Origin of the sequence: Dehalobacter sp. MCB1 (genome assembly GCF_003590275.1) — a bacterium.
Lineage (GTDB): Bacteria > Bacillota > Desulfitobacteriia > Desulfitobacteriales > Syntrophobotulaceae > Dehalobacter.
Map to the genome: position 1 here is coordinate 204,545 of NZ_LXPC01000001.1, position 24,666 is coordinate 229,210.

Genomic DNA, 24,666 nt, shown 5'->3' on the forward strand with positions numbered 1-24,666 from the left:
TAAATTTTATGAGGGTGATTCAGAAAATAAAAAAACCTGGACAATATTTATACTGCCCAGGCGGTCGACGTTTGAACTCTTCCAATCCCTTATGGTTAAACCCATATGTCCGCCAGTCTTGGAAGCTTACCGATATTTTATTATGGATGTAATAACTTTGTCAATTACCCGTTTGTATGGAGTTATGTTTATTCAAAGCTCGAACAGAATAACGATTATTCAAGTACGTCAAAAGGGACTGGATCATTGTTTTTTAAGTCTATATGCAATGTGCCGTCATAATCAAGAGACCCCAGTAAAACTTCTTGCGCCGAATTAACCTTTTGTTTCTTCAATTCATGAGTTAACCACTTTTCATCCCGATTCACAAGGCTGAGATGTTTTTTTAAGACTGTTCCGTCAATAATCAGGTTGGCAGCAATACCTTTAGCGGAAGTATTTATATTCATATCTTCAGGTGTTAAAGGCTGTTTTTGTGCTTTAAGTTGAATACTGACTTGGCCGCTTGTCTCAAGGATTGCGTTTTCTACATCGCTAATACTAAATGCACCTTTGTTCCTGCATTCCTCCATTACTTCATTGATATGAAATCTGGCTTTCTTTAGGTTTTGTTCGATCAATTTGCCATTCTGTATCAAAATCGTCGGTACTCCACATAAAAATTTTCTGGCCCGGATACTTCTCCGGGATACATAAGAAGACAGCAATACAAAGCTACCATAAATAAGAATTCCGAGTATTCCGTGTAAATAAGGAATTTCATTATCTATTGCTAAAGATGCAGCAATGGAACCAATAGAAATGCCTATTGTGTAATCAAAAAAGCTTAATTGAGAGAGTTGTTTTTTTCCCAATAAGTGAGTTAACAAAAATAAGATAATAACTGAAAGTATGCTTCTGAGCACAATATCTAGAATACCGATGATATTATCGTTCATGGTAATCACCCCTGTATAACTCGACCCAATTATTATGCGTATTATACATTCAAAGACAAAGAATTATACACCAAATGCCTTATCAATCCACCTTTTATTTTTTTCGCCTGTTGCTTCAAGAGTACAAACGGCGGTCGATCAAACCAGTCATCTGATTGCCGAATATAATGTAACCAATGATAAGACAGAACGTTTACAATGCTTTCAAGCTTCTTAAATTGCAAACCAGGAAAAAGGTAGTTTTACATATTCGTGACAATATCCCGACCCAAAAGCTCCGCTTATGTCTATCTGAACATCCTTTTGGCACGGTCATCCCGCCAGACCGGGGCTGAAACCCTCACACTCGTCTGGAGACCAAAATATTTTATAGCGTTATCTGTAAAATATCATTAGTTAAGAGAGTGTAACCAGAATGAATGTTAAATTATCTGCTCGGACACCCTCGTAAATCGCCACCGAGATTAACTTAATTAAAAACGGGACCGACAAAATCATGCTCCAGAACTGCGTTCAAATCAAGGCCTGCCTGACGGAGGCCAAGGCAGCGATTCCATATGGGAAGTGGGGAAAGTGGCTTGCCAGATTCGAATCCGGATTCGAATCTTAGTTTTTCCCAGGCGCGATTAGAACGAATTTGGATATTAAAACGGATAACCCGGCAATCAAATAAAAAAAAGAGGAAAATTCCTGCTTTAAAAACTGCAAACCCGCATGAATAGCGGGTTCCCGGACAAATTTTGGTGGAGATGATGGGATTCGAACCCACGACCTCTTACATGCGAAGCAAGCGCTCTCCCAGCTGAGCTACATCCCCACTGTTTTGAAACAAAAACAATTATTTAATTCACACGGGTATATTATACTGAATAATCCTAGTTTCCGCTAGAGTTAGCTGATAAAAATGATGATCCCGGACTATTTTTTGATAAACACCTGATTCTGATGGGGAATTGCAGATGTGATACACTGTATCCAACAGCGCTTAAAGGAAAAAAGCAGGTCTGTGTGGAATATATTACCTCATCATACTATAGCAGCACTATAGTATGATTGCTTTATTCCTTTACTATTCTATTACACTTGGAGGATAAAAACATGCGTGAACGTCAAGGCCCTTTGTTCATTCTGCTTACTTTGATCCTGACCTTTATCTTCTGGTCAGTCAGCGAACCATTAAAGGATGTTACCCCGATCAGACAATACTCCGAGATGGCTGCTTCACTCATGCTGGTCTGCTTTGCCTGGGTCAATTTTATTTCAACCCGTCATCCGCTGCTGGACTCCCTGTTCCATGGCCTGGATAAAAGCTACCTTTACCATAAAGTTTTAAGTATCATAAGTGTTCTTTTGATCTTTGTGCATCGGTTTACGCTTGATGCAGGCAAGGGCAATCATTACGGGGAAAACAGAGCTAATTTGGGACCGGGTCCACATGGTCTGAATGGGCCGCCACCAGGGGTAGAAAATGGGGCGGAGTTTTTTTCCGGGATCGCTAATTTGAGTATGCTGCTTTTTATCGTCTTAATTTTGCTTGCCCTCTTCATCTGGAAAATGAATTATGAAAAATGGAAGAACATCCACAAGCTCTTTTTCATTCCTTATATGATCGGAATTATTCATTATTACGGCAGCTCGGACTATGCCGTTACAGGCTTAAGCGCCCTGGGGCTGTGGCTGAATCTGGTCAATCTGGTCGGTCTGACTTCGGCAATCTACAGTATAGGATTCTATGAAAGAACAGCATTTCAGTCCCGCTATGTCGTAACGAACATCCGCACGGTCGCCAAAGATACCCTTGAAATCACCGGCAAAGTCTTTAATAAAGGAATCCGCTATAAAGAAGGACAATTTACTTTTATCAAGTTTACCGAGGAAGGCAAAAAATTTCCTTCTCATCCGTTCACGATAAGCCAGTCTTTCCGAAAGAATGAGATACAGTTTGCGATTAAGGCTTTGGGAGATCACACCTCTGCTTTACTGGAAAACGTTCAGGAGGGAGATACTTTTGCCGTAACCTCCCCCCATGGCCGCTTCGATTATAAGGCCGGATCAAACCGTCAGGTCTGGCTAGCGGGCGGAATCGGCATTACGCCATTTCGCAGCTTTTACCAGTCTGCGATCCCTCCGCAATATTCCATTGACCTGTTTTACTGTTATAACAACGAAGCCGAAGGACCCTATTTGGATGAAATAAAAAACCTTGCAGCCGGGAGCGATATTCGCGTGCATCTGCATGATCTCCAGACGAAAGGGTTCCTGGATGCCGAAGCTATTTGCGAAGCGGTGCCCAAGACCGAAACTGTTGATGTCTATTTCTGCGGCCCGGAACCGATGAGGATCAAACTGGAAAGAGAATTAAAGACCTGCGGCCTGCATATGGGACATTTTCACTACGAGTTTTTCCAGTTCAAATAGGCAAGGAGCAGCCGACGCCCAAGTGTTCCATCAAGCCGAAATACTTTTTCTTCCAGTTCACTTACCGGCATGACCTCCATCAGGGAATTGGTAAGGAAAACTTCATCAGCATTCAATAAGTCTTCAGGATAATAAACACCTTCACTGAACGGTATGGTCAGCTCGAGGGCTTTTTCTATCACGATCCTTCTTCTGATACCGGCCAGGCAGCCGCTTTCCAGAGAAGGCGTATAAAGATGCCCATTCTTTACAAAGAAAACATTGCTTCTAGTCCCCTCAATTATCTGGCCCCTGCTGTTCAACCAGATCCCTTCAAACGCACCGCCGCCCTGCACCGCGCGCAGGGCAGCGGCAGTATCCAGAAAATCTGCGGATTTAATGTAGTTGAGCGGTATAGGGTCAACCCGGTGTTCTGGCATAAACACAACCCGAACACCCTCTTCATATTGTTCACGAGTATAGGAAATCGCTCTAGTGCTGAAAAGCCACTGGTTATTATGATTATGATTATGGTTTTGGCTTTGATTGGAAATCAGACTCGGATCTTTCCTGATTTCTGCTCTCAAAGCAAAAGGCAGCTGCTCAATTTTAGTTTCTCTTAGGTAAGTTTCGATCTTGTTCAGCCATTCCTCATAAGCGGGAATGGTGATTCCAAGAAGCTTACCGCCCTTGCTCATCCTCTCCCAATGCAGTTCAGGCACGATAAGCCCGTCGGCAGTAACCTTTATCGTTTCAAAGACACCGACAGGCTCGATTTTATCGAAGCTTCTGTTTTTACTTTTCTGATTTCCCATCAAGCTTTACCCCCAAAACTTCCAGGAGTCTTCCTGCTTTATGGATCGTTTCTTCATATTCTTTTTGGGGGATCGAATCGGCAACAATCCCTCCACCGGTATGAAGATACGCCATTTTCTCTTTCAGCAGAATGGTCCGGATCACAATGTTCAGGTCCCAAGCCCCGTCGAAACCAATATAGCCGATGCTCCCGGTGTAAACACCCCTGTTGTACGGTTCAAGCTCATCGATAATTTCCATTGCTCTGATTTTGGGCGCGCCGGTAATCGAGCCGCCCGGAAAAATGGCTTTGATCAGTTCTTCCGGTTGTAAGGATTTCTTAAGTTTCCCAACAACTGTGGCAACGAGATGCCAGACAGTCGGGTATTTCTCCAGGGTCAGCAGTTCTGTGGTAAGCACCGATCCAAACTCACAGATCCTTCCAAGGTCATTGCGTTCGAGATCGATGATCATGGTAAGTTCAGCCCTGTCTTTCTCACTATTAACCAGCTTATCTGCAAGTTTCTGGTCTTCCTCCGGCGTTTTCCCCCTTGGCCGGGTTCCCTTGATTGGACGCGTTTCAATATTTCCGTCCGGTGTAATCTGAATAAACCGTTCCGGAGAGGATGACAGGATCTGAAAATCGGGATACGGCAAGAACGCAGCAAACGGAGCAGAATTCTTGCGATGAAGCTGTTCATACAAATCCCAGGGATCTCCTTCATACCTGACACTGAACATCTGACTCAGATTCGCCTGATAAATATCACCGGCATAAATGTAATCGATAACCTGCTGCAGATCCCTGTAATATTGTTCCCGGGAGACAGCTTTATGGATTTCGGCAAAGGAAATACCGGAAACAGCTAATTCATTCCCTGTGCAGGAACGCTCTGCTGAACCATTGGCCAAATATTGTTCCTCTACATAGTGCTGGAGAAGTTTCTCCAGTTTATCAAGTCTTTCCTGCGCAAGAGAGGCGTCGCAGCAGCCCTGATCCGTCATGCCGCAGGCTGTCAGACTGTAAGTTCCCGTTGCGTGTTCGTAGACAACAATCCCGTCATACCAGGCCAGCCGCCAGAGCGGCATCCCAAGGTCATCTTTAACCCGTATCGGCAATTCTTCAATCTCATTTTTCAGATCGTAGCTGAAGTATCCGATAGCCCCTCCGGCAAATGGAAAAGGTGCCGCGGAAGGAGCCTGATGTTTCAAGACATAATCGTTCAAAATTGTAAGGCTGTACTGCCCTGCGGAATAAGCGATCAGTTCCTCGTCTTTGCAGTTTTTTGCGATGCTATACTGATGTCTATAAGCACTGATCTTTATAAAAGGATCCGCCCCGAAATAAGAATACTTCCCAAGCTCGGTATAGCCGTCCCCGCTGTCCAAGAAGAAAGGATCTCTGGTATTTTTAAACACCTGAAGCAGCTCGAACGGCTTCAAATCTGTGATAAAAGGCCTAACCTGCCAGACATTCTGCTTGATTTCGCCTTCATCAGGCGCTCCGTGGGTTTCTGATATTTTTAATCCTGGTGTTTCCAATATCATTACTGATCCTGGTATTCCTGGCATTCCTGTTTTCTGAATTGTTTGTGGTATTACTGATGCTTTTAACGCTTGAATCATCTTTGATTCACCGTGTTCACTGAGCCACCTGCGGGCATCCTGTACTGCGTTCCGCAGCATCTGATGACCGTTTTCTGTAAGAATGGCCTCTGGATGGAACTGTACTCCTTCAATCGGCAAATAGCGGTGACGGATTCCCATCACCTGACCGTCTTCTGTTTCCGCGGAAATAATAAAGTCAGCAGGTATACTGTTTCTGCGCAGGGCCAGAGAATGGTAGCGGGTTACCGTAAACGGGCTGGCAATATCTCGGAATACGCCGGACCGGTCATGCGTGATGCTCGATACTTTGCCGTGGACCGGCGTCTTGGCCCGGACAACTTCAGCCTCAAAAACCTGCCCGATCGCCTGATGTCCAAGGCAAATGCCCAGCAGCGGGATTTTTCCCTGGAAATGCCGGATGACTTCCAGCGCAAAGATCGCTTCATTCGGTGAGCAGGGACCCGGAGAAATCACAATAAGCTCCGGTTCCAGCTGCTGGATCCAGGCAATCGTACACTCCTCAGGACGCCGAGCAAGTACTTCCTCCTCCAGTTCTCCGAAATACTGATACAGATTGTATGTGAATGAGTCATAATTATCCAAGATGAATATCACCTATAATTCTCCTTTGCTGATTGTCAATAAATAGTTAAATCATGCCGAAATAACACGTTATCCAGGTAGAGATAATATATCACAGATTCCGTGATTTTACAGCCTTGCTCCAAAAATTATCAACGCTAAGATGAGAAAAGACGTCTCATATATAACTGAGACGTCTCTCGACTATCTGAACAAATTTTGCTTAACTTACATTTAGAAAGGAAACATCGCATTTCCAGCCATATTTGCCAGTACTGACAGTGGTTCGGCATAGATACCGAGAACCAGCGTAAGGACCAGAATCAGCAGTAGGGTAACATTGGTTCCGACCGGAACCTTGATCGGTGTGCTGGATATAGGATCGTTCATATACATGGCTTTAACCACAAGCAAATAGTAATAGACGGAAACCATGCTCATGACCAGACCGAGAATGACAAGCCATAAATAGCCCTGGTTGACGATCGAAGAAAACAAATAAAGTTTGCCGACAAAACCGGCGAGAGGCGGTATCCCTGCCATCGACAGGAGACATACCGTCAGCACGGCGGCCATAAACGGTGAACGCTGGGCAAGCCCTGCATAATCTTTAATCTCTTCACTCCCCGTATTCTGGGAGAATGTGATGACAACCGCAAAAGCACCGATCGTCGCAAACACATACACCATCGAATAGAACGCAACTGCTTTGATCCCAGCGGAACTCATAGCGATAATCCCCGTGATAATATAGCCGGCCTGCGCGATACTTGAGTACGCAAGCATTCTCTTGATATTGGTCTGCGGAATGGCAGCAATGTTTCCGATCACCATCGTCATCGCAGCCATAATCGCCAGGATATACGTCCATTGTCCGCTGTAGCTTGGCAGTGCTTCAATCAGGATACGGGCCAACGCTGCAAAAGAAGCCGCTTTGGACCCGGTGGCGAGGAAGGTGGTGACAGGTGTCGGCGCACCTTCGTAGACATCGGGTGACCACATATGGAAAGGCACCAGCGAAACTTTAAAGCCAAGTCCTGACAGCAGGAAGATGATTCCGACGAGAATCGCCGGTGACAATCCATCCATCTGCTTAATGCTTTCAGCAATATCACGGATCACAAACGTACCAGTCATGCCATAGACCAGGCTTAAACCGTACAGCAGGATTCCGGAGGAGACCGCTCCAAGAATCAGGTATTTGACCCCGGCTTCAGAGGACTTCAGATCGGTCTTGTAGCCTGCCAGGATGTAGAATGAAATTGTCATGGTTTCCAGCGCGACATAAAGTGTCAGCAGGTCTCCGGCGGAAACCAGCACCATCATGCCCAGCGCAGCCACGAGCGTAATGACATAGAACTCATAGTTGCCGCCCATTTTTTTGACATAGACTGTCGAGGTCAGGATGACCAGAACGGCAGCTATCAGGAACAGCTGTTTAAAGAACACGGCAAAATCATCGACGATGAACATGCCGTCCATCACACTGGTATTCTGTCCATAGCTTCCGAAACTGTATACCAGGATCACCGCAAGTCCCACGGCAATGACGTAACCAAGCCTATGCCGTTTTTCTTTGGACAGGAACAAGCCGACAGCCAGGATCACCAGTCCAAGAAGTGCCGTTGCAATTTCAGTGGTAAATAAAGAAAAGTTTATATTCATTACAGGTTACCTCCTATCTGGGAGCTGGCCTCGACCAGTCTTTCAGCAATAGGCTCTATCCCTGAATTGACCATATCCATCAGCAAGGATGGGAATAAACCGAAGATGACGGTGAACGCGACCAGAACGATGACCGGAATCATATAGGAGCCTTTGATATCCATTTTCCCGTCCCATTCTGTCTTGCGTGGCCCAAACAGTACATTGGCTGCCATTCTGAGGACATAGACGGCTCCAATAATAATTCCCGTCAGGGCCAGAATCGCAGGAATCCTGATGGCAGGTTCGCTAAAAGCGCCCATAAATACGGTGAACTCAGGAACAAACGTGATTAAGCCCGGCAATCCGGCCGAAGCCATCGTCGCTACTAGGAACACACCGGCTAGACGCGGCATCTGATGTGCGACCCCTCCGAGATCAGGGATATGCCTGGTTTTCGTTTCAGCATAGATATAGCCGACGACCGAGAAGAACAGAGCCGCCATGACACCATGCGCAAACATATTGGCAACCGCACCGTTCAAACCAATTACATTAAGCGATGCGATACCGATCAGTACGAAACCCATATGGCTCACGCTGGAATATCCGACGACATATTTCATGTCTTTTTGGGCCAGGCTGATGAACGCCGCGTACAGCACGTTGCAGACAGCCAGGATCGCAATCAGCGGCGCCCAGAATTTAGCACCGAGCGGGAAGATAAAGATACCGATCCGGATAAGACCATAGCCGCCAATCTTTTTCAGAACACCGGCGTGAATCATGGAAACCGCAGTCGGCGCACCGGCATATCCGTCCGGTGACCAAGAGTGAAATGGAAACATGGAGATCAGGGACGTGAAGCCAAGCGCCATCAGGCCAAAGATCGCAATCTGAAGATTTTCGGAGAAGTTCAGTGTCGCGAGCTTTTCAATATCAAAGGTTGGCGTTCCGAGCATATTGCCGGCCAATACATACATCCAAATCAATCCGGCCAGAAGGAAGGCACTTCCGATCAGTAGATAGATCGTCAGTTTCATACCGGCGTATTCTTTGTTAACATCTTTTGTTTTGCTGCCGCTTCCCCAGATGATTACCATGATGTAAATTGGAATGACCACCACTTCATAGAACAAGAAGAAGATAAACAGGTCTCTGGCAATGAAAGTTCCCATAACCCCGGCAATCAGGATCAGCAGCAGGATATAGAACTCTTTGGCTCTTTTCTCGACACTCCAGGAACGGGAAAACACTGCTGAAAAACCAATAACGTTGGTCAGCAGCAGGAGCGGCAGGCTCAAGCCGTCAACCCCAAGCGAATAGACAACACCCAAATCCGTCACAAACGGAATATCTTCCGTAAAGGCGAACCCGCCGACAGCCAAGTTCTGCGTGTAATAAATATAATACACAAAAATGGACAGGGCAAGGGAAATAAACGTCGTGATGCCGGCAACGGCTTTGATCGCGCCGGATTTCTCTTTCGGTATAAAGACACTGATCAGCGCACCGATGATCGGTGCCAGTAAAATGGTGGTTAAGACAGGAAAATTCATTACTTGACACCTCCCAGCAGCCCGATATTCAGTTGACTTAAGTCTGCCGTCGTTAATAGCATAATCAGAACGATTACGCCGACAAAAAAGACCATGGCATAGTGTTGAAGCTGTCCTGTATTGACTCTGCGGGCAGCATCACCCGAATCCCGGGTAAGCTTCGCGAGACCGTTGACAATACCGTCGACCACAACCACATCAACCCACCACAAAATCCGGCCGAATGCATCAATGATGTGACGGATGATCCAGAGGTAAAATTCATCGATATAGTATTTGTTCAGCGAAAGCTTATACAGGAACGGGATCTTTTGGGCAACGGCTTCAGCTGAGAATGTCTTCTTCAGATAGAACAGCGCAGCCGTTCCAATTCCGATCAACGCCAAAGCTGTTGACAGGATGATCAGGAACCAGTTGGTTTCCACCTCATGGAAATGGCCCAATCGGATGAAGTAACCAAAAGCATGTCCTTCCCCAAGTCCCGGCCAGCCTACCCAGCCGCCGGCCAGCGAAAACACAGCAAGAATGATGAGCGGGATCGTCATGGTCTTCGGTGCTTCATGCGGATGCGCATCATGGCTTCTGAGTTCACCGTGGAAGCAGATGAAGAACATCCTGAACATATAAAATGCCGTCAGTAGGGCCGTCAACGCTGCCAGAATAAACAGGACCGTGTAGACGCCCTGGAATGGACCGGCAGCATGTCCCGATAACGATGAAGCAGCATAGGTGACTTCCAGGATCAGGTCCTTACTGAAGAAGCCGGCAAATGGAAAGATACCGGAAATGGCCAGGCAGCCAACCAGCATGGTCCAGTAAGTGACCGGCATGTATTTTTTCAAACCGCCGTATTTCGCAATGCTGGCTTCGTTGTGCATCGCATGAAGCACAGCGCCTGCGCAAAGGAAGAGCAGCGCTTTGAAGAAAGCGTGGGTGAACAAATGAAACATACTCGCGGTAAGGCTTCCTGCTCCAAGGGCCAGCATCATGTAGCCGAGCTGGGAAACCGTTGAGTAAGCCAGGATCTTTTTCATCTCGGTCTGCGTTAAGGCAATAGAGGCCGCAAAGATTGCGGTGAAACCGCCGATAATCGCTATAAAAACCATTGCCGAAGGAAGCGTAATGAACAGCGTAAGCGTTCTGCCAACCAGATAGACCCCTGCCACAACCATGGTAGCCGCATGGATCAGTGCACTGACCGGAGTAGGGCCTTCCATCGCGTCGGGAAGCCAGACATGGAATGGAAACTGACCGGATTTGGCCATGGGCCCAAGAAACAGCACGATCGCGATTGCGGTCAGCGCGCCGGCCGAAAGGGTCGTGTACTGCGCAAAATTCGGGATCATTTCAGCGAGTTCCTGCAGATCAAGGGTTCCGAAGTTCACTTGCAGAAGGATAATCCCCAGCAACAAGCCGAAGTCCCCTGCGCGGCAGGTAATAAAAGCTTTTTTCGCTGCTTCACGCGCTGAATTCTTCTCGTACCAGAAACCGATCAGCAGATAGGAACACAGGCCGACCAGTTCCCAGAAGACAAACATTTGCAGGAGGTTCGGCGCAATGACCAACCCCAGCATCGAGGCGGCAAAGAGTGAAAGGTAGGAATAAAAACGGGAAAATCCAGGATCTCCGTGCATATAGCCGAGAGAATAGATCTGGACCAAAGACGCGACCAACGTCACCACGAAAAGCATCATGGCCGAGGTAGGATCGATCTGTGTTCCTACGTCGATCGTGAGCCCATGCATACTGAACCAGGGAACAACGACTTTTAAAGGATGTTCTATTAAGAATTCGCCACGTTGAAGTACGCCTATCCCAATAGCAACCGACAGTACAAACGATACAAGGATGCCCAGAATGGAAATGAAGGCGCTCAGCTTTTGCGAGGTTTTCGTCACAAAAACGATCAGAGCAAAAGCCAACGCTGGCAACAGCGGAATCAACCAGGCGTTATTCAGAGCAAAATCAATCATTATAGTAATTTACACCTGCCTTTATCTTGAATTAAGACTACCATTTCATCGAATCGATATCATCCGCTTCAACTGACTTGTGCTGGCGGTAGACAGAAATAATCAAGGCCAAGCCTACGGATACTTCCGCTGCTGCCAAGGCGATCACAAAGAGCGCAAAGACGTGGCCGTGCAAAGCCGGTGCAGTGGTATATCTGTTAAATGCAACAAGATTGATGTTGACTGAACTCAGCATGATTTCCATTCCCATGAGGATCGCAATCAGGTTTCTTTTGGCCAGAACACTGAAAAGTCCGATGAAGAAAAGAGTTCCGCTAAGAATTAGAAAATGCGGCAATCCAATGTTGAATAGAAAATGGATGATACTACTCATGAGGACTTTTTCACCTCTTTCACGATAACAATCGCGCCGAGCATGGCCACCAGCAACAGTACTGCCGTCACTTCAAATGCAACGACGTATTTTGTCAGCATCAGATTAGCAATTTCCTTCGCTGTTGACTCCGGAGCTGTCATAGCCTTCAGCGGCCACTTCGTTGTCAGCACCATGACTGCATTCACAACAATCATGATCAGTGAGAGTAGCGCTCCCGGAACTAGGTTCCTAGAGAACAAGTTTGTCGATTTCATATCTCCGCGTATGGTAAACATGATCGCAAAGACAACAAATATCGTGATCGCCCCAGCATAAACCAGAACCTGGGTGGCAGCCAAAAAATCAGCATACAGCAGAACAAAAACCCCCGCAATACCTAAAAATGCTACCAGCATTAAAAGCGCACTGTGAAAGATATTTTTGCTGATGACCATCATAAGTGCCGAACCGAGGGTAACGATGGCAATTACGTAAAACATCACTGTAAAGCCCATCACGCTTCACTCCTTTCAGCCTGAACCGACTGAGGCTCACCTTTATAGAGGATTCTGTTAAGATCTTCCCGGAAGAAGACCGTCTGTTCAAAAGCTTGCGTATTGTACAAAGCATCTTGAGGACAGGCTTCAACACAAAACCCGCAGAAAATACAGCTTTCCATCAGCATACGATACTGAACCAGCTTTCTTTTGTTGTTCTCATCCTTATAGCTTTCAATCGAGATAATCCCGTTGGGACAAGCGTTGACGCAAAGTCCGCATGCCGTACATTTATCCGGGGTCAGTTCAAACCATCCCCGGGAGCGCTTTGGCAGGTTAGGCTTTTGCTCCGGGTACATCTCTGTGACTTTCTTTTTGAAAAAGTGTCTGATTGATATGCTTAAGCCTTTTAAAAGTCCTTGTCCGTACACGATTTCACCACCTTAACCTGCAATCATCCGGTAGACGTAAACGCCAATGCCGGTGATCACAATATTAAATAAAGTAAGCGGGATCAGGAATTTCCAGCTGATATGCATCAAATGCTCGACCTTTACCCTGACAAATGTCCATCTGACCCACATGAACAGGAAAATCATCAAGTAAATTTTAAGCATCATCCAGATGAATCCCGGTATGAAGGTCAAGCCAAACGGTGCATTCCAGCCGCCGAGGAACACAACCGCTGCAATCGCCGAGACCGCAACCAGATGGGTGTATTCAGCGACCATAAACAACGCATAGCGGATACCCGAATACTCAACGAAGTACCCCGCAACCAACTCCTGCTCCCCTTCCGCCAAGTCGAACGGTCCACGGTTTGTTTCCGCGATGGAACAAACAAAATAAGCGAAGAAGGCAAGAATCTGTGGAAAGACAAACCAGACATTTTTCTGGGCATCGACAATCTCGGTAAGGCTTAAGCTTCCTGTGATCATGACGATGCCGAGCAAAGAAAAGGCCAGCGGAATTTCATAGCTGATCATCTGGGCAGCCGTTCTCATGCCGCCGAGCAGCGCGTATTTATTATTGGAAGCAAAACCGGCCATGACAAAGGCAATCGTTCCTGTAGAACCGATCGCAATAAAGTACAATAGTCCGACATTTAAATCTTCCAGGATCATGCCTTTGCCAAGCGGAATAACGGCCCAGCCCATAATTGCCGTAAGGAATGCGCAGATACTGGCAATCTTAAATACCGGTCTGTCCACGTTTTCGGGAATAATATCCTCTTTCCCGAGCATTTTGACAATATCAACCGGGAACTGCAGAAAACCTGCAGGTCCAAGGCGATTGGGGCCGACGCGGTCAGCGTAGAAAGCAGCAAACTTACGTTCCAGCCAGACCAGAACAATCAGGTTCGTTAGCACAAAGATAATGACAATTAAAACCAGAATGGTTTTAATCAATATTTCAGCAGGCAATGCCGGTATTCCAATCCCAACAAGCCACTGTCTGAACATATCGACCCAAACAAGAAATAGTACCATATTTTCCTCCATCTTCTGAATTCTTGTTTCTGTCTGTTAGCGATCAATTTCTCCCAATACAATGTCTAAGGAAGCAAAGGCAACGACTGCATCCTGTAGATGCAAACCGACAGCCATTTCTTCAAAAATTGCCACATTCACAAAACAGGGAGAACAAATCCTTAAACGGTAAGGTTTGGCTGTACCGTCACTCACAATATGGAAACCAAGATGCCCTTTGGAATGCTCGATACGGTGATAGACTTCTCCGGCAGGAGGTTTAATTATTTTCGGGACCTTGGCCAAAACCGGACCTTCCGGAAGTTCTCTATAAGCCTGTTCCAAAATTTTGACGCTTTCAGCCATCTCGTCCATACGAACGATATAACGATCAAACGTGTCCCCAGTCTGACGAACCGGCACATTAAATTTGAAACGGTCATAGATTCCGTAGGGCTCATCCCGGCGCAGGTCATAATCAATGCCTGAAGCCCTGGCCGAAGGACCGGATATCCCGTAAATCAAAGCCTTTTCGCGGGAAAGCGGGGCAACCCCCTTTGTACGGGCCTGGAATATCTCATTGCCTGTTAAAATACCGTGGTACTCCTCTATGCATTTAGGCATGATATCGAGCAATTTGCGCAGAGCAGGCATAAATTCTTCGTTCAGATCAGCTGCAACGCCACCAAACCGCATATAATTCGGCATCATGCGGCTGCCGGCTGCCATTTCAAATAAATCTAGAATTGTGTCTCTCTCTCTAAACCCGTAGGTCCAAGGTGTAAAACCGGCCATGTCCAGCGCCATCGAGGAATAAAACACCAGGTGGCTGGCAATACGCTGAAGTTCCGCCATAATCACCCGGATATATTCAGCTCGTTCTGGAACCTGATTGGAAATACCCATCAATTTTTCCACCGCACGGACATAAGCCTCTTCATTCAACATGCCTGAAACATAGTCCAGCCGTCCGTTGTATGGAATAAACTGGGTATAGGTGCGGGACTCCGCTAATTTTTCAATGCCGCGGTGCAGATAACCGATATGGTTCACGCACTTGGTAATATATTCGCCCTGCATCGTGAACACGCCGCGATACACCCCGTGCGTACTGGGGTGCTGAGGACCAAAGTTTAAGTTCATCTCCTGAGTTCTTATGTCATTCATTCTTACACCTCAAATTCTGTTTCACATGTTGGTGTTTAATCAGCCTGCTGCGTAAAATCTTTGCGCAAAGGATGTCCGGTAAAATCCTCCGGCAGTAGAATCCTTCTGAGATCAGGATGACCGTCAAATAAAATCCCCATCAAATCGAAAGCTTCCCTTTCGTGCACCTGAGCCGCTTTCCAGACGGAACTGACCGACGGTACCCGACAAGCATTCTCTTTGCTTATTTCCACTTTAACAGTCAAATAGTGCTTATGCTCAATCGAAAACAGGTGATAGATCACAGTGAAGTTTTCTGGATAATCCACAGAGCTCAGATTCATTAGAACATCGAATTTGTACTGCGGATTTTCCCTAAGTTCCTGCATGGTTTCCACAAGCTTTAGGCGGGATACTTTTATGGAACCTTCCGTATTATCCTCAAAGACTTCCGCTTGAGCACCTATCTTCTCATTGAGTAAATTAACCAATGCTTGACGATCCATCTTCTTATCCATTCTGTATGATCCTCTCCTTGTTGTTCTCAGCAAACTTTCTGGGATTCGTCACTTTCTTCCGCAGCTCGAGAAGTCCGTGGAACAGTGCTTCGGGTCTTGGCGGACAGCCCGGTACGTAGACATCTACCGGCAAGAACGTATCGGCTCCTTTTACAACACTATAGGAGTCTTTGAACGGACCGCCGCTGATCGCGCAACTGCCCATTGCCAGCACGTATTTCGGTTCGGCCATTTGTTCATACAGTCGGGCAACAATCGGTTCCATTTTTTTCGTGACTGTTCCCGCGATAATCAGAAGGTCGCACTGACGCGGCGAAGGTCTGAATACTTCGGATCCGAAACGCGCGATGTCATAGCGGGCATCTCCGGCTGCCATCATTTCAAACGCACAGCAGGCTAGACCGAACGTCAACGGCCAGAACGAGCGGGAACGGCACCAGTTCAGCGCATCTTCAATCTTGCACATGATGATATTGTTTGGCATTTCATATTCCGGGACTTCAACTTTATAGTTTTTCTTGACTACATCCATTCAAGAGCACCTTCCTTCCAGGCATAGGCAAATCCAAGAATGAGAATTGCAATAAAGATCACCATCTCAATAATGGCAAACAAGCCTAGATTTTGAAACAACATCGCCCAAGGATAGAGAAAAATTGTTTCAACATCAAAGACTACGAAAATTAAGGCATACATAAAATAACTAATTTTAAAACGAATCCACGTATCCCCCTGGGTATCAAGACCACACTCGTAAGTCAACATTTTCGCCTTGGTTGGATTGTTTGGACAGAGCAGTCTCTGAACCACCAGCAGAATTACCGGAAATACAATTCCCCACGCTAAAATTACTGCGATTCCTGCGTAATTAATTAACATTGTCTACCTCCTCCTCTATATAAATTAAAATGAATTTAAATTCTCACCAGAGAATTATTGCAAGATACGTGCCAGAAGTCCCCAACACTTAACTTACAAAAATGAAGGCCCAAATACAGGCTTTTTCTCAAATTATCAAAGCGGAAAAAATAAAATATCATTCCGAGAAATTCATAAGTGTACGATTTATTTTCAATTTGATCAATTGAAACAAAAAAGAGATGGTAATCTCAGTCTTTATTATACCATCCCTCTCCTATGATCTCATTATCAACTATTAAGAATAATAAACCTTAGGTCTATTTTGTTTTCCAGAGTCCATGAACATTGCAGTATTCTCTGACTTCGAGAACGGCTGCGATATCTACTGGGAAAGAAGCCTCAGGTTTCTGGCCGGGTTTTAGCTCTGCACGACAGACTTTATCTGCAGTCAGAACTTCGATGAACTGAATAAAATGTTTTTCTTCCATGGGGTGTTCAATGCTTCCGACAGTGACTTTAATGCCCTTTTCTGTTACTTGAACTATCGGGAGGTGTTTTTCCAATCCCATATCTTCCGAACGTCCCTCGAGCTTTTCCATGGGCTGGCCGCAGCATACCAAGGCCGGAGCCCCTGTGTGAACAATCTCCACAACATTGCCACAGACGTTGCACTTATAGATCTCTCTTAAATTTGTCATAGGATACTTCCCTCCAATTTCTCTTTCATTTCTTCCAGTTGATCCTCTTCCGGAATGTATTGAATCCTGATATTTTCCAGGGTTTCAAAACCGCAGTCCTTCAGATACTGCTCGACTTGCCCGATACTCTGGCCGCTCCAGCCGTAAGAACCGAACGCCAATCCAATTCTGTCCTTCGGAGCCAGACCCTTAAGATAGGTTAAGAAACTAGCTACACTCGGCATCAGATTATTATTCAGGGTCGGTGAGCCGACGCAGATATATTTTGCTGTGATTATTTCAGTCATAATATCTGAAATATGGTTATTTTTTAGATCCATGAACCGGACGTTATAGCCCTTTTTCTCAAATACATCGCTGATGCTCTCCGCAATGATCTCCGTTGCGTTCCACATCGTGTCATAGACAATCACGGCCTTTTTTTCCGTGGCATTCGTGGACCATTTTTGATATTCGTTGAGAATTGCCGGGATGTTGGAGCGCCAAATCAGCCCATGGCTGGTCGCAATTACCTCAACATCCAGTCCACCTAAGGCTCCTAAAGCTTTTTGCACCTGACCGCCGTACGGCAGGACAATATTCGCGTAATATTTCCTGGCTTCTTCTAGGACGACCCCGAGCGGAAGTTCATCATCAAATCTCTCGGTTGAAGCAATATGCTGGCCGAAAGCATCATTCGAGAACAGAATTTTATCTTCCCCAAGGTAGGTCACCATATTATCCGGCCAGTGTACCATTGGGGTCTGGACGAAAGTTAGATTCCTCCTGCCGATATTCAGGACATCTCCTGATTTGACAATCTGATAGTTCCAGTCTTCCTTGAAATGTGCCTTGAGCCCTTTTTCCCCATTGGGGGACGTGACCAGGGTTGCCTTGGCGGCAATCTCCATAATTTCCGGCAAGCTCCCCGAATGATCCTGCTCGACATGATTGGAGATAACATAATCAATATCTGCCGGATCAATTACATCCGCAATCCGTTCCAGCATTTCGTCAAATAGGTAATGCTTTACCGTGTCAATTAATGTAATTTTCTCATCAATGATCAGATAGGCATTATATGTACTGCCCCTTTGGGTCAGATACCCATGAAAATTTCTGATGGTCCAGTCAATTCCGCCTACCCAGTAGACATTTTTCTTAATTTGAACCGCTTTGATAGAAATCACCTCATATCTTCGTCTTGATATTCTCTTCTGGAATTCACATTTATTGATTATTTTTTCTTAAAACTAGTTTATAATATTTCTATTATTTTTTCAATATTTTATTTATTAGGAATCATTGTAACATAGGGTTATTTTTAGTTATTAGGCAAATCATTCAAGTGAAAGAAGGAAATCATCACGCCCTTCAAGAATATATCTTCCAAATACGATAGGAAGACTCTATTTTTGCATGACAAAGGAGGATGAACACATGTCTTGTTTTAAGCTTATGGCTGTAGCTGTTAACCACAGAGCGAAAAATGCTGCCGAAGTACAGGGCGTCTTGACAAAATATGGTTGTTTGATCACCGTGAGACTAGGTCTTCATGAGGGCGGCAATGTATGTTCGGATTCAGGGCTAATCATTCTTCAGCTTTCCGGTACTTCCGAAGAAACAGAATCCTTCGCTGGAGATTTGAACTCGATCCCCGGTGTCAACGCCAAATTTATCGAGATCTGCACCGAGTAAGAAACCTACTTTTAATCTTTTATCATTTTTTACTTTTTTACAAATTATGCTAAATTATTTACACTTTTTGTAATAAGATAAAGATACGAATACTACGATAGAGTCGAAAAGGAGGTATCATTTATGTCGAAAACCCAAGTAAGTGAATTATTAAAAATTCTTGACAGAGAAATTATGACAAAAAAAATACTCTCCGAACTGAACAATTATATCAATTTGAAAGACTCAATCATTACAGTTATGAAACATTTAAAGCAGATCACCAATTGCGACGCTATCGGTATTCGCATATATAATGGAAAAGATTATCCCTTTTATGCCTGTGAAGGCCTGCCTGAGATGAAGCTTTCTGAAGAACCTCCCCTATGTTCCGTAAACCCTGAACTCAAAATCCTGAAGATTTCACAGGATGAATTCTGGTCCACAAAGTGTATTTGTATGGATGTCATCCACGGGAAAGCAGACAAAAACATTCCTTTTTTCACTTCTCAGGGAAGCTTTTGGGTCAATGATCTGCCTTCAGTCCTGAAGACGAAAGATAGAAATTGCATTGCAGCAGGTTTTAAATCTGTGGCTTTGATCCGTATCATGGCTAGGGATAACTGTATTGGTCTGATTCAGCTGCTCTGCAGATCAGCTCAGTTTCATCTTGATATGATCCTTTACCTCGAAATGGTAGGAACCTACATCGGTATGGCTATCAACAACAGTCTGAACTATACCCGTATGAAGGAAGCCTACGATTCTCTGAATCAGCTCATCCCAATATGTTCAAGCTGCAAAAAAATTAATACGGAAGAAGAGAATTGGATCACAATTGAAGAATACCTATTCCAGCAGACTGGCTCTGAATTCACCCACACTATTTGCCCTGAGTGCATTGAAAAATTGTATCCTGCGCTCTATCATAAACTCAAGGAAAAGGAAAATAAAGAAGAAGCGTTTAAAGCTGTGTAATTACAATACCATTATGAGGGTAAGTCTTGGGGCCACAATAGCCGCGTGCCACGGATAGCACAATACAAAAAGCCTCGCTTCGCATCGTGCTTCGCTCACAGCGGGACTGCGGCCTCAAACTGGTATCATAGGTTAACTTGAAAGCCAAATTGTCCAAAAAAGAAAGACATCATATGAAATGACATCTTTCTTTAGCCAAGCTTAGTTACTATATAATGTTTAGTAGTTCTGTGCAATCACTTCAAAGTACGCTTGTGGGTGGTCACAAACCGGGCAGGCCTCAGGCGCTTCAGTCCCTACATGAGTATGTCCGCAATTACGGCATTTCCACGTCGTATTTTGTTTTTTCGCAAATACTTCCTTGTTCTGCAGATTCAGCAATAGCTGCTTGTATCTTTCCTCATGTTCTCTTTCTATTTTTCCAACGCCGTCGAATAATGCGGCAATGTCATCAAATCCTTCTTCTCTGGCCTCTTGCGCCATTCTGGCGTACATGCTGGTCCATTCTTCTCTTTCCCCTGCGGCAGCTGCAACAAGATTCTCTGTCGTGCAGCCAATCCCCTGGAGCTTCTTAAACCAAATCTTGGCATGTTCTTTTTCATTTTCTGCTGTTTCTAAGAAAATGGCGGCAATCTGCTCGTAGCCCTCTTTTTTAGCGGCAGATGCGAAATAGGTATATTTGTTTCTCGCCTGTGATTCTCCGGCAAAAGCCTCCATTAAGTTCTTTTCTGTCTTTGAACCTTTTAAATCTTTCATCTCATAACTCCTCTCTGATTAGACTGGCCCTTGTAATTGGTCAACTCTAAAATGCATGTAAAACATCAGAAAGTATTCCATATGAATTGATCTTATATTTTGAGGACCTAAAAAGATTTTAAACGATCCGATATGATTATGCAACAGTTATTTATAATAATTACAATTATTAACTTAGTATAGTTATTTATATTACATAATTTCTTAACACACCGATCTTCTCAATATCAGCTTCTACCCTATCTCCAGGATTCATTGCTCCAATTCCGCCAGGTGTTCCGGTCAAAATAACGTCACCGGGCAGCAAAGTCATGATTGCCGACAGATATTCCACAAGCTCAAAGCATCTGAAAACCAGATTCTTTGTGTTGGATTTCTGGCGTACTTCTCCGTTCAGGGTAAGCTTGACGGCCAAGTTGTCAGGATCGGCAACATCGGTCTCAATCCACGGTCCCAGCGGACAAAATGTATCAAAATCTTTTGCTCTTGACCATTGACCGTCTTTATGCTGAAGATCCCTGGCAGTCACATCGTTCCCGACCGTATAACCAAAGATATATTCAACGGCTTTGCTTTGCGCCACATTTTTTGCTTTTTTGCCAATTACGATTGCCAGCTCCGCTTCATAATGCAGGTTTTGAGTTTGAGGCGGATAGACAATATTCTCTTCAGGCCCGATTACACTCGTAGAAGGCTTAAGAAACAGCAAAGGTTCCGCAGGAATGGGCTTGCCAAATTCAATCGCATGATCCCGGTAATTCAATCCGATACATAATACCTTGGACGGTTCAACAGGTGCCAGAAGCTGCACATCTTCCAGCGAACATATCTGGTCCGTTACCTCATAAACTCCAAAAATATCCCCTTTGACATAGCGGATCATCTGACCTGTCAATACGCCGTACCTGACCTGGTTTTCCGCATCCTTGAATCTAAGAAATCTCATGCGTCTTTACTCCCTCTATGATTGTGTTAACCCATAACATACCGGTAAATAAAAAAATAATGCACAATACTCCCTGCTAAGATAAAAAGATGAAATATTTCATGGAACCCAAACTTCCCCAACCTGATCCACTGAGGTTTCACAGCATAAAAGACCGATCCTACAGAATATAACAGTCCTCCTAAGATTAGAAGGAATAAGCCCTGGCCAGGAATAGCCAGAGAAATTGGGTAAATAAAAAATACGGCAATCCAGCCCAGAAGCAAATAGAAAGCGGTATATAACCAGCGAGGAGCATTGAACCAGACAAGCTTCAGGACGATCCCTAAAACGGCCAGCGTCCAGATCCCGATCAGCAAGCCCATTCCCAGCGCACCCTGCAATGTGATCAGACAAATCGGCGTATATGTACCCGCGATCAGAACATAGATCATACAATGATCGATTTTTCGCAGCGTACGAATAACCTGTGCACTGGACACCACCCAATGATAGATCATCGAAGCAGAATAGAGCAGAATAAGACTCCCCCCAAAGACCAGGGCAGAACCTAAATAGGCCGTACTGTCATGTTCCAGCGACCGCAGCAGAAGCAGAACCAGCCCGGAGAGCGAAAGTACAGCCCCGAGCATATGGGACATTGAATTGACCGGTTCCCGAATTCTTAAAGACATTTCTTACACTCCCACTGAAGATTTACTCTGGCATAGAATGTTAAAAACTGTGTAGATAAAAAATGAGGCGGGAAACCCGCCTCATTTTTTATTTTTGCAGTGACTTTGGTGTCTTTGGCTGATAAGCCCAATAACCACAGGCAAACACAGAACTTGCAGTAGCGAGAAGTACAAGCATGGACGCCATCAGTGTGTAGAGAATTTTTTTCATGTTGTTATCCCCCTTTTTTTATTAAATACAGGCAGAAGGGTCATCGTCTGGAAAACGATCCCCAATACTGCACTGGTATTTACCAGGAAGTTATTACTGACTGATACTACACCAATCGTCACAATGACAAAACCTATGGAAATAATTTTAAGTTTTCTTCTGAAATTTCGAGAGTGAATAGGTTTGGCCTCACAGTCTACCGGAGCAAGAATAGCAACAAGGGCTAAAGAAAACAGTAAAACGGCCAGGAGAAAACCAGAGCTCTGGAAACCGTAGTTAACAATTTCCTTGGCAATAACACCAAGAATAGAATAAATGACCGCCCCAAAAGCCAGGCACTTTAGCGGAGTATCAAAATGAGCCCCACCGGATACTCTCCGTAGAAATCCCCCGAAAACAGCAGCGATGACCGTGGGTACCAAGGCTTTAAAAAGAAAGGCCATTCCCATTATTGCCAAAAAACCCAACACTGTTAAAACAAGTGACTCAATACCATAAGCAATGATCTCTTTTTTATCGTCATCAAAATCTAATTCAGCTGTCAGATTACGGGAAATACGCTCACTGATTTGAGAGAGATCCATTTTCTTACCTACTTACCTTTTAACATTTTTTTTATTTTCAAAATGATTAAACTTACTATGAATAAAACAAAGACTTGAGGTAAAGTAATAAGTATCCTTAATCCAACATCTGTGTTTAGCATCTCAGCTGAGACGTGAAATAATGGCATTAATAAAGATAAACAAACTGTCTCACCAATAATTAAGGCTAAAAAGCTAAGAAGGCTTGCTACCAACGCAGCATAAAAATTACTCTTACCCCAAAAAAACAAAAGAACAAATAAAAAAACCAACATAATCACAGTGTGTAAACCAAACAGAATTGGAAAAACCCGAAGTAAATAAGAGGTCAAAGCTAAAATTATCCCCATGGAAATAATTCTTTTCCTAACAAAAGGCATGCCCGCAATAACATAGGCTAAAGTAACAACAGCGATCTGTTCCGGTATTCCTTGCAAAATGAGTGCTATTATTGGAATTTTCATTGATTTCCTCCTTTGGCACTATATGTATCTAGATTCTACAGTTTTGGTATTTTTCCTTTAATAATCTCAAAAATATTTCATAAGTCCTATAGCTTTTTTGTAGTCCCACAATTCAATGTTAGATCTGCTCATACTCATTATTACTATAATTATTAAGCGGGAAAGTAATAAAAAATGTGGTCCCCTCCCCTCCTGTCAGAAATTCAAGCCTGGCTTGGTGTCTGCGCACAATACCCAAAGAAATCGCAAGGCCTAAGCCTGTCCCATTCTCTTTCGTCGTAACAAACGGTGTACCCAGGGTATCCTGAACACTCTGGGGAATCCCTTTGCCATGGTCTTGGATTGCCAGAACCACCCCTTCCTGAACCTGGTACGTTTTGATGTAGACCTTTCCCTTCGCGGCAGTCTCTTCCAGAGCGTTTCGGACTAAGTTAAGGATAAGCTGTTTAATCTCTGACTCATTGAGATCAATGCTTGGAATATCGTTTAATTCCAAGAGCAGCTCTTTGCCTGAACTATTCGCATCAGCCTGCAGCATCGGATACAACCGGTTAATAATGTTGTTGATATTCTCCTCTTTCACACAATCCGCACTTACCTTGGCCACCGACAGGAAATCCGTAAGAATCTCATTGGCTCTGTCAATCTCCGTGATCATCAGATCCATGTATTCTGTCTTAAGTTCCGAATCAGACTGGCTCTCCAGCAGTTGCAGAAAGCCCCGGACCGTACTCAGCGGATTTCTGACCTCATGACTGATCCCGGCTGCCATCTGTCCGATCAGATTGAGACGTTCCAAACGCTGCATTTCTATGTCCCTTTGTTTCAGCTCAGTGATATTCCTGACAAAAACTGTGAGGCCTTGTTTAAACGGGTAGGCATGGTACTGGAAATATTTACTTTCCTGAGAGATATATTCCTCCCAATGCATGGAGATATTCTCGTCTAAAGCCCGTTTCAGATTGACACGCGTTGCAGAGTCGGCTAATAACCTGTAGACATCCCAAATATTTCTTTCAATCAGGTCTTCACGATCATATCCCAGGTATTTCTTCATCTCTTTATTGACATAGGTAAAGCACCACTCCTTGTCCAACGCGAAGAATCCGTCACCAATACCTTCCATGATGGTCAGGAGCTTGTCATTGGAGCTTTCCAATTCAATATTCAATTGATACAGGCTTTCCAAGTGATTTCTGATCTCTTCAAATACGGGTTGAAGTTCCGGCAACCTTTCAAGGTCCTCCGAGTTTTCCAGACTGTTGCTTTTAATTGTATGGGCAAATGACTCTAATGAAGCTTTGATTCTGACAATATTCTTTTTAATAATGGCCAGATAAAGTCCGTATAATGGTGT

Annotated in this window: 27 protein-coding genes, 1 tRNA gene and 1 riboswitch; of the genes, 4 read left to right on the top strand and 24 right to left on the bottom strand. The window is 44.7% G+C overall.

The features are described 5' to 3' along the window. Nucleotides 1-47 precede the first annotated feature (47 nt). Nucleotides 48-130: riboswitch (ZMP/ZTP riboswitch) on the bottom strand. Nucleotides 131-215: 85 nt separating this feature from the next. Then, entirely contained in the window at nt 216-938 is a 723-nt protein-coding gene (locus tag A7K50_RS00945; RefSeq protein ID WP_026156605.1) for a DUF421 domain-containing protein, read from the bottom strand. Nucleotides 939-1,434: 496 nt separating this feature from the next. On the opposite strand from A7K50_RS00945, the gene A7K50_RS14265 reads away from it, so the two are divergent. Continuing rightward, nucleotides 1,435-1,548 carry a DUF3102 domain-containing protein gene (locus A7K50_RS14265; protein WP_243103597.1) on the top strand — a complete coding sequence of 38 codons (114 nt, stop codon included), beginning with the start codon at nt 1,435-1,437 and terminating at the stop codon, nt 1,546-1,548. A 131-nt stretch (nt 1,549-1,679) separates the two neighbouring features. On the opposite strand, the gene A7K50_RS00955 is transcribed toward A7K50_RS14265, so the two are convergent. Further along, nucleotides 1,680-1,755 (bottom strand) — tRNA-Ala (locus tag A7K50_RS00955). A gap of 281 nt (nt 1,756-2,036) precedes the next feature. On the opposite strand from A7K50_RS00955, the gene A7K50_RS00960 reads away from it, so the two are divergent. Continuing rightward, on the top strand, nt 2,037-3,356 hold the full coding sequence (locus A7K50_RS00960; protein WP_119774398.1) for a ferric reductase-like transmembrane domain-containing protein: 1,320 nt from the start codon (nt 2,037-2,039) through the stop codon (nt 3,354-3,356). Here the strand turns inward: A7K50_RS00960 and A7K50_RS00965 are convergent. The 15 genes from A7K50_RS00965 to A7K50_RS01035 all read right to left on the bottom strand — a co-directional run bounded on the left by A7K50_RS00965 (nt 3,332) and on the right by A7K50_RS01035 (nt 18,209). After that, on the bottom strand, nt 3,332-4,150 hold the full coding sequence (locus A7K50_RS00965) for an aminotransferase class IV (RefSeq protein ID WP_119774399.1): 819 nt from the start codon (nt 4,148-4,150) through the stop codon (nt 3,332-3,334). The two genes, A7K50_RS00960 and A7K50_RS00965, sit on opposite strands and share 25 nt — an antisense overlap. Next, on the bottom strand, nt 4,131-6,353 hold the full coding sequence (gene pabB / locus A7K50_RS00970) for an aminodeoxychorismate synthase component I (protein WP_119774400.1): 2,223 nt from the start codon (nt 6,351-6,353) through the stop codon (nt 4,131-4,133). The genes A7K50_RS00965 and pabB overlap by 20 nt, the downstream gene beginning before the upstream one ends. 201 nt (nt 6,354-6,554) lie before the next feature. Next, nucleotides 6,555-7,985: an NADH-quinone oxidoreductase subunit N gene (locus A7K50_RS00975; RefSeq protein WP_119774401.1), complete on the bottom strand. Its 1,431-nt coding sequence runs from the start codon at nt 7,983-7,985 to the stop codon at nt 6,555-6,557. Then, nucleotides 7,985-9,523 carry an NADH-quinone oxidoreductase subunit M gene (locus A7K50_RS00980; RefSeq protein ID WP_119774403.1) on the bottom strand — a complete coding sequence of 513 codons (1,539 nt, stop codon included), beginning with the start codon at nt 9,521-9,523 and terminating at the stop codon, nt 7,985-7,987. Before A7K50_RS00980 ends, A7K50_RS00975 begins: the two co-directional genes overlap by 1 nt. After that, nucleotides 9,523-11,496 carry an NADH-quinone oxidoreductase subunit L gene (gene nuoL / locus A7K50_RS00985; RefSeq protein WP_119774404.1) on the bottom strand — a complete coding sequence of 658 codons (1,974 nt, stop codon included), beginning with the start codon at nt 11,494-11,496 and terminating at the stop codon, nt 9,523-9,525. Before nuoL ends, A7K50_RS00980 begins: the two co-directional genes overlap by 1 nt. A gap of 37 nt (nt 11,497-11,533) precedes the next feature. Next, the gene (gene nuoK / locus A7K50_RS00990; RefSeq protein ID WP_119774406.1) at nt 11,534-11,869 is read right to left on the bottom strand and encodes an NADH-quinone oxidoreductase subunit NuoK; all 336 of its coding nucleotides are present in this window, start codon (nt 11,867-11,869) and stop codon (nt 11,534-11,536) included. Continuing rightward, nucleotides 11,866-12,366 (bottom strand): NADH-quinone oxidoreductase subunit J, encoded by a 501-nt coding sequence (locus A7K50_RS00995; RefSeq protein WP_119774408.1) that lies wholly within the window; start codon nt 12,364-12,366, stop codon nt 11,866-11,868. Before A7K50_RS00995 ends, nuoK begins: the two co-directional genes overlap by 4 nt. Next, complete coding sequence (locus A7K50_RS01000) at nt 12,366-12,779, bottom strand: NADH-quinone oxidoreductase subunit I (RefSeq protein WP_119774410.1); 414 nt, start codon at nt 12,777-12,779, stop codon at nt 12,366-12,368. Before A7K50_RS01000 ends, A7K50_RS00995 begins: the two co-directional genes overlap by 1 nt. Nucleotides 12,780-12,791: 12 nt before the next feature. Continuing rightward, on the bottom strand, nt 12,792-13,838 hold the full coding sequence (gene nuoH / locus A7K50_RS01005; protein WP_119774412.1) for an NADH-quinone oxidoreductase subunit NuoH: 1,047 nt from the start codon (nt 13,836-13,838) through the stop codon (nt 12,792-12,794). A gap of 36 nt (nt 13,839-13,874) precedes the next feature. Then, nucleotides 13,875-14,984 carry an NADH-quinone oxidoreductase subunit D gene (locus tag A7K50_RS01010; protein WP_119774414.1) on the bottom strand — a complete coding sequence of 370 codons (1,110 nt, stop codon included), beginning with the start codon at nt 14,982-14,984 and terminating at the stop codon, nt 13,875-13,877. A gap of 35 nt (nt 14,985-15,019) precedes the next feature. Beyond that, nucleotides 15,020-15,481, bottom strand: a complete 462-nt coding sequence (locus tag A7K50_RS01015; RefSeq protein WP_119774416.1) for an NADH-quinone oxidoreductase subunit C — start codon at nt 15,479-15,481, stop codon at nt 15,020-15,022. After that, on the bottom strand, nt 15,474-16,013 hold the full coding sequence (locus A7K50_RS01020; protein WP_119774418.1) for an NADH-quinone oxidoreductase subunit B: 540 nt from the start codon (nt 16,011-16,013) through the stop codon (nt 15,474-15,476). Before A7K50_RS01020 ends, A7K50_RS01015 begins: the two co-directional genes overlap by 8 nt. Beyond that, nucleotides 16,004-16,360, bottom strand: a complete 357-nt coding sequence (locus A7K50_RS01025) for an NADH-quinone oxidoreductase subunit A (RefSeq protein ID WP_119774420.1) — start codon at nt 16,358-16,360, stop codon at nt 16,004-16,006. Before A7K50_RS01025 ends, A7K50_RS01020 begins: the two co-directional genes overlap by 10 nt. A 299-nt stretch (nt 16,361-16,659) precedes the next feature. Beyond that, nucleotides 16,660-17,040 carry a desulfoferrodoxin gene (locus A7K50_RS01030; protein WP_119774422.1) on the bottom strand — a complete coding sequence of 127 codons (381 nt, stop codon included), beginning with the start codon at nt 17,038-17,040 and terminating at the stop codon, nt 16,660-16,662. Then, the gene (locus A7K50_RS01035) at nt 17,037-18,209 is read right to left on the bottom strand and encodes an FprA family A-type flavoprotein (protein ID WP_119774424.1); all 1,173 of its coding nucleotides are present in this window, start codon (nt 18,207-18,209) and stop codon (nt 17,037-17,039) included. Before A7K50_RS01035 ends, A7K50_RS01030 begins: the two co-directional genes overlap by 4 nt. Nucleotides 18,210-18,459: 250 nt before the next feature. On the opposite strand from A7K50_RS01035, the gene A7K50_RS01040 reads away from it, so the two are divergent. Both A7K50_RS01040 and A7K50_RS01045 read left to right on the top strand, forming a co-directional pair. Next, complete coding sequence (locus A7K50_RS01040) at nt 18,460-18,717, top strand: hypothetical protein (RefSeq protein WP_015044342.1); 258 nt, start codon at nt 18,460-18,462, stop codon at nt 18,715-18,717. Between the two features lie 123 nt (nt 18,718-18,840). Further along, nucleotides 18,841-19,674 (top strand): GAF domain-containing protein, encoded by an 834-nt coding sequence (locus tag A7K50_RS01045; protein ID WP_119774426.1) that lies wholly within the window; start codon nt 18,841-18,843, stop codon nt 19,672-19,674. Nucleotides 19,675-19,893: 219 nt separating this feature from the next. On the opposite strand, the gene rbr is transcribed toward A7K50_RS01045, so the two are convergent. The 7 genes from rbr to A7K50_RS01080 form a co-directional block, all read right to left on the bottom strand. After that, complete coding sequence (gene rbr / locus A7K50_RS01050) at nt 19,894-20,430, bottom strand: rubrerythrin (RefSeq protein ID WP_119774427.1); 537 nt, start codon at nt 20,428-20,430, stop codon at nt 19,894-19,896. Between the two features lie 187 nt (nt 20,431-20,617). Continuing rightward, the gene (locus A7K50_RS01055) at nt 20,618-21,376 is read right to left on the bottom strand and encodes a fumarylacetoacetate hydrolase family protein (RefSeq protein ID WP_119774429.1); all 759 of its coding nucleotides are present in this window, start codon (nt 21,374-21,376) and stop codon (nt 20,618-20,620) included. A 26-nt stretch (nt 21,377-21,402) separates the two neighbouring features. After that, complete coding sequence (locus tag A7K50_RS01060) at nt 21,403-22,050, bottom strand: hemolysin III family protein (protein ID WP_119774431.1); 648 nt, start codon at nt 22,048-22,050, stop codon at nt 21,403-21,405. An 88-nt stretch (nt 22,051-22,138) separates the two neighbouring features. Next, on the bottom strand, nt 22,139-22,261 hold the full coding sequence (locus A7K50_RS01065; RefSeq protein WP_019225107.1) for a cyclic lactone autoinducer peptide: 123 nt from the start codon (nt 22,259-22,261) through the stop codon (nt 22,139-22,141). Further along, nucleotides 22,258-22,845: an accessory gene regulator B family protein gene (locus tag A7K50_RS01070; RefSeq protein WP_119774433.1), complete on the bottom strand. Its 588-nt coding sequence runs from the start codon at nt 22,843-22,845 to the stop codon at nt 22,258-22,260. The genes A7K50_RS01065 and A7K50_RS01070 overlap by 4 nt, the downstream gene beginning before the upstream one ends. A gap of 8 nt (nt 22,846-22,853) precedes the next feature. Beyond that, nucleotides 22,854-23,309: a hypothetical protein gene (locus A7K50_RS01075; protein ID WP_119774434.1), complete on the bottom strand. Its 456-nt coding sequence runs from the start codon at nt 23,307-23,309 to the stop codon at nt 22,854-22,856. 118 nt (nt 23,310-23,427) lie between these two features. Further along, a partial coding sequence (locus A7K50_RS01080; RefSeq protein WP_119774436.1) for an ATP-binding protein occupies nt 23,428-24,666 on the bottom strand: 1,239 nt, incomplete at its 5' end.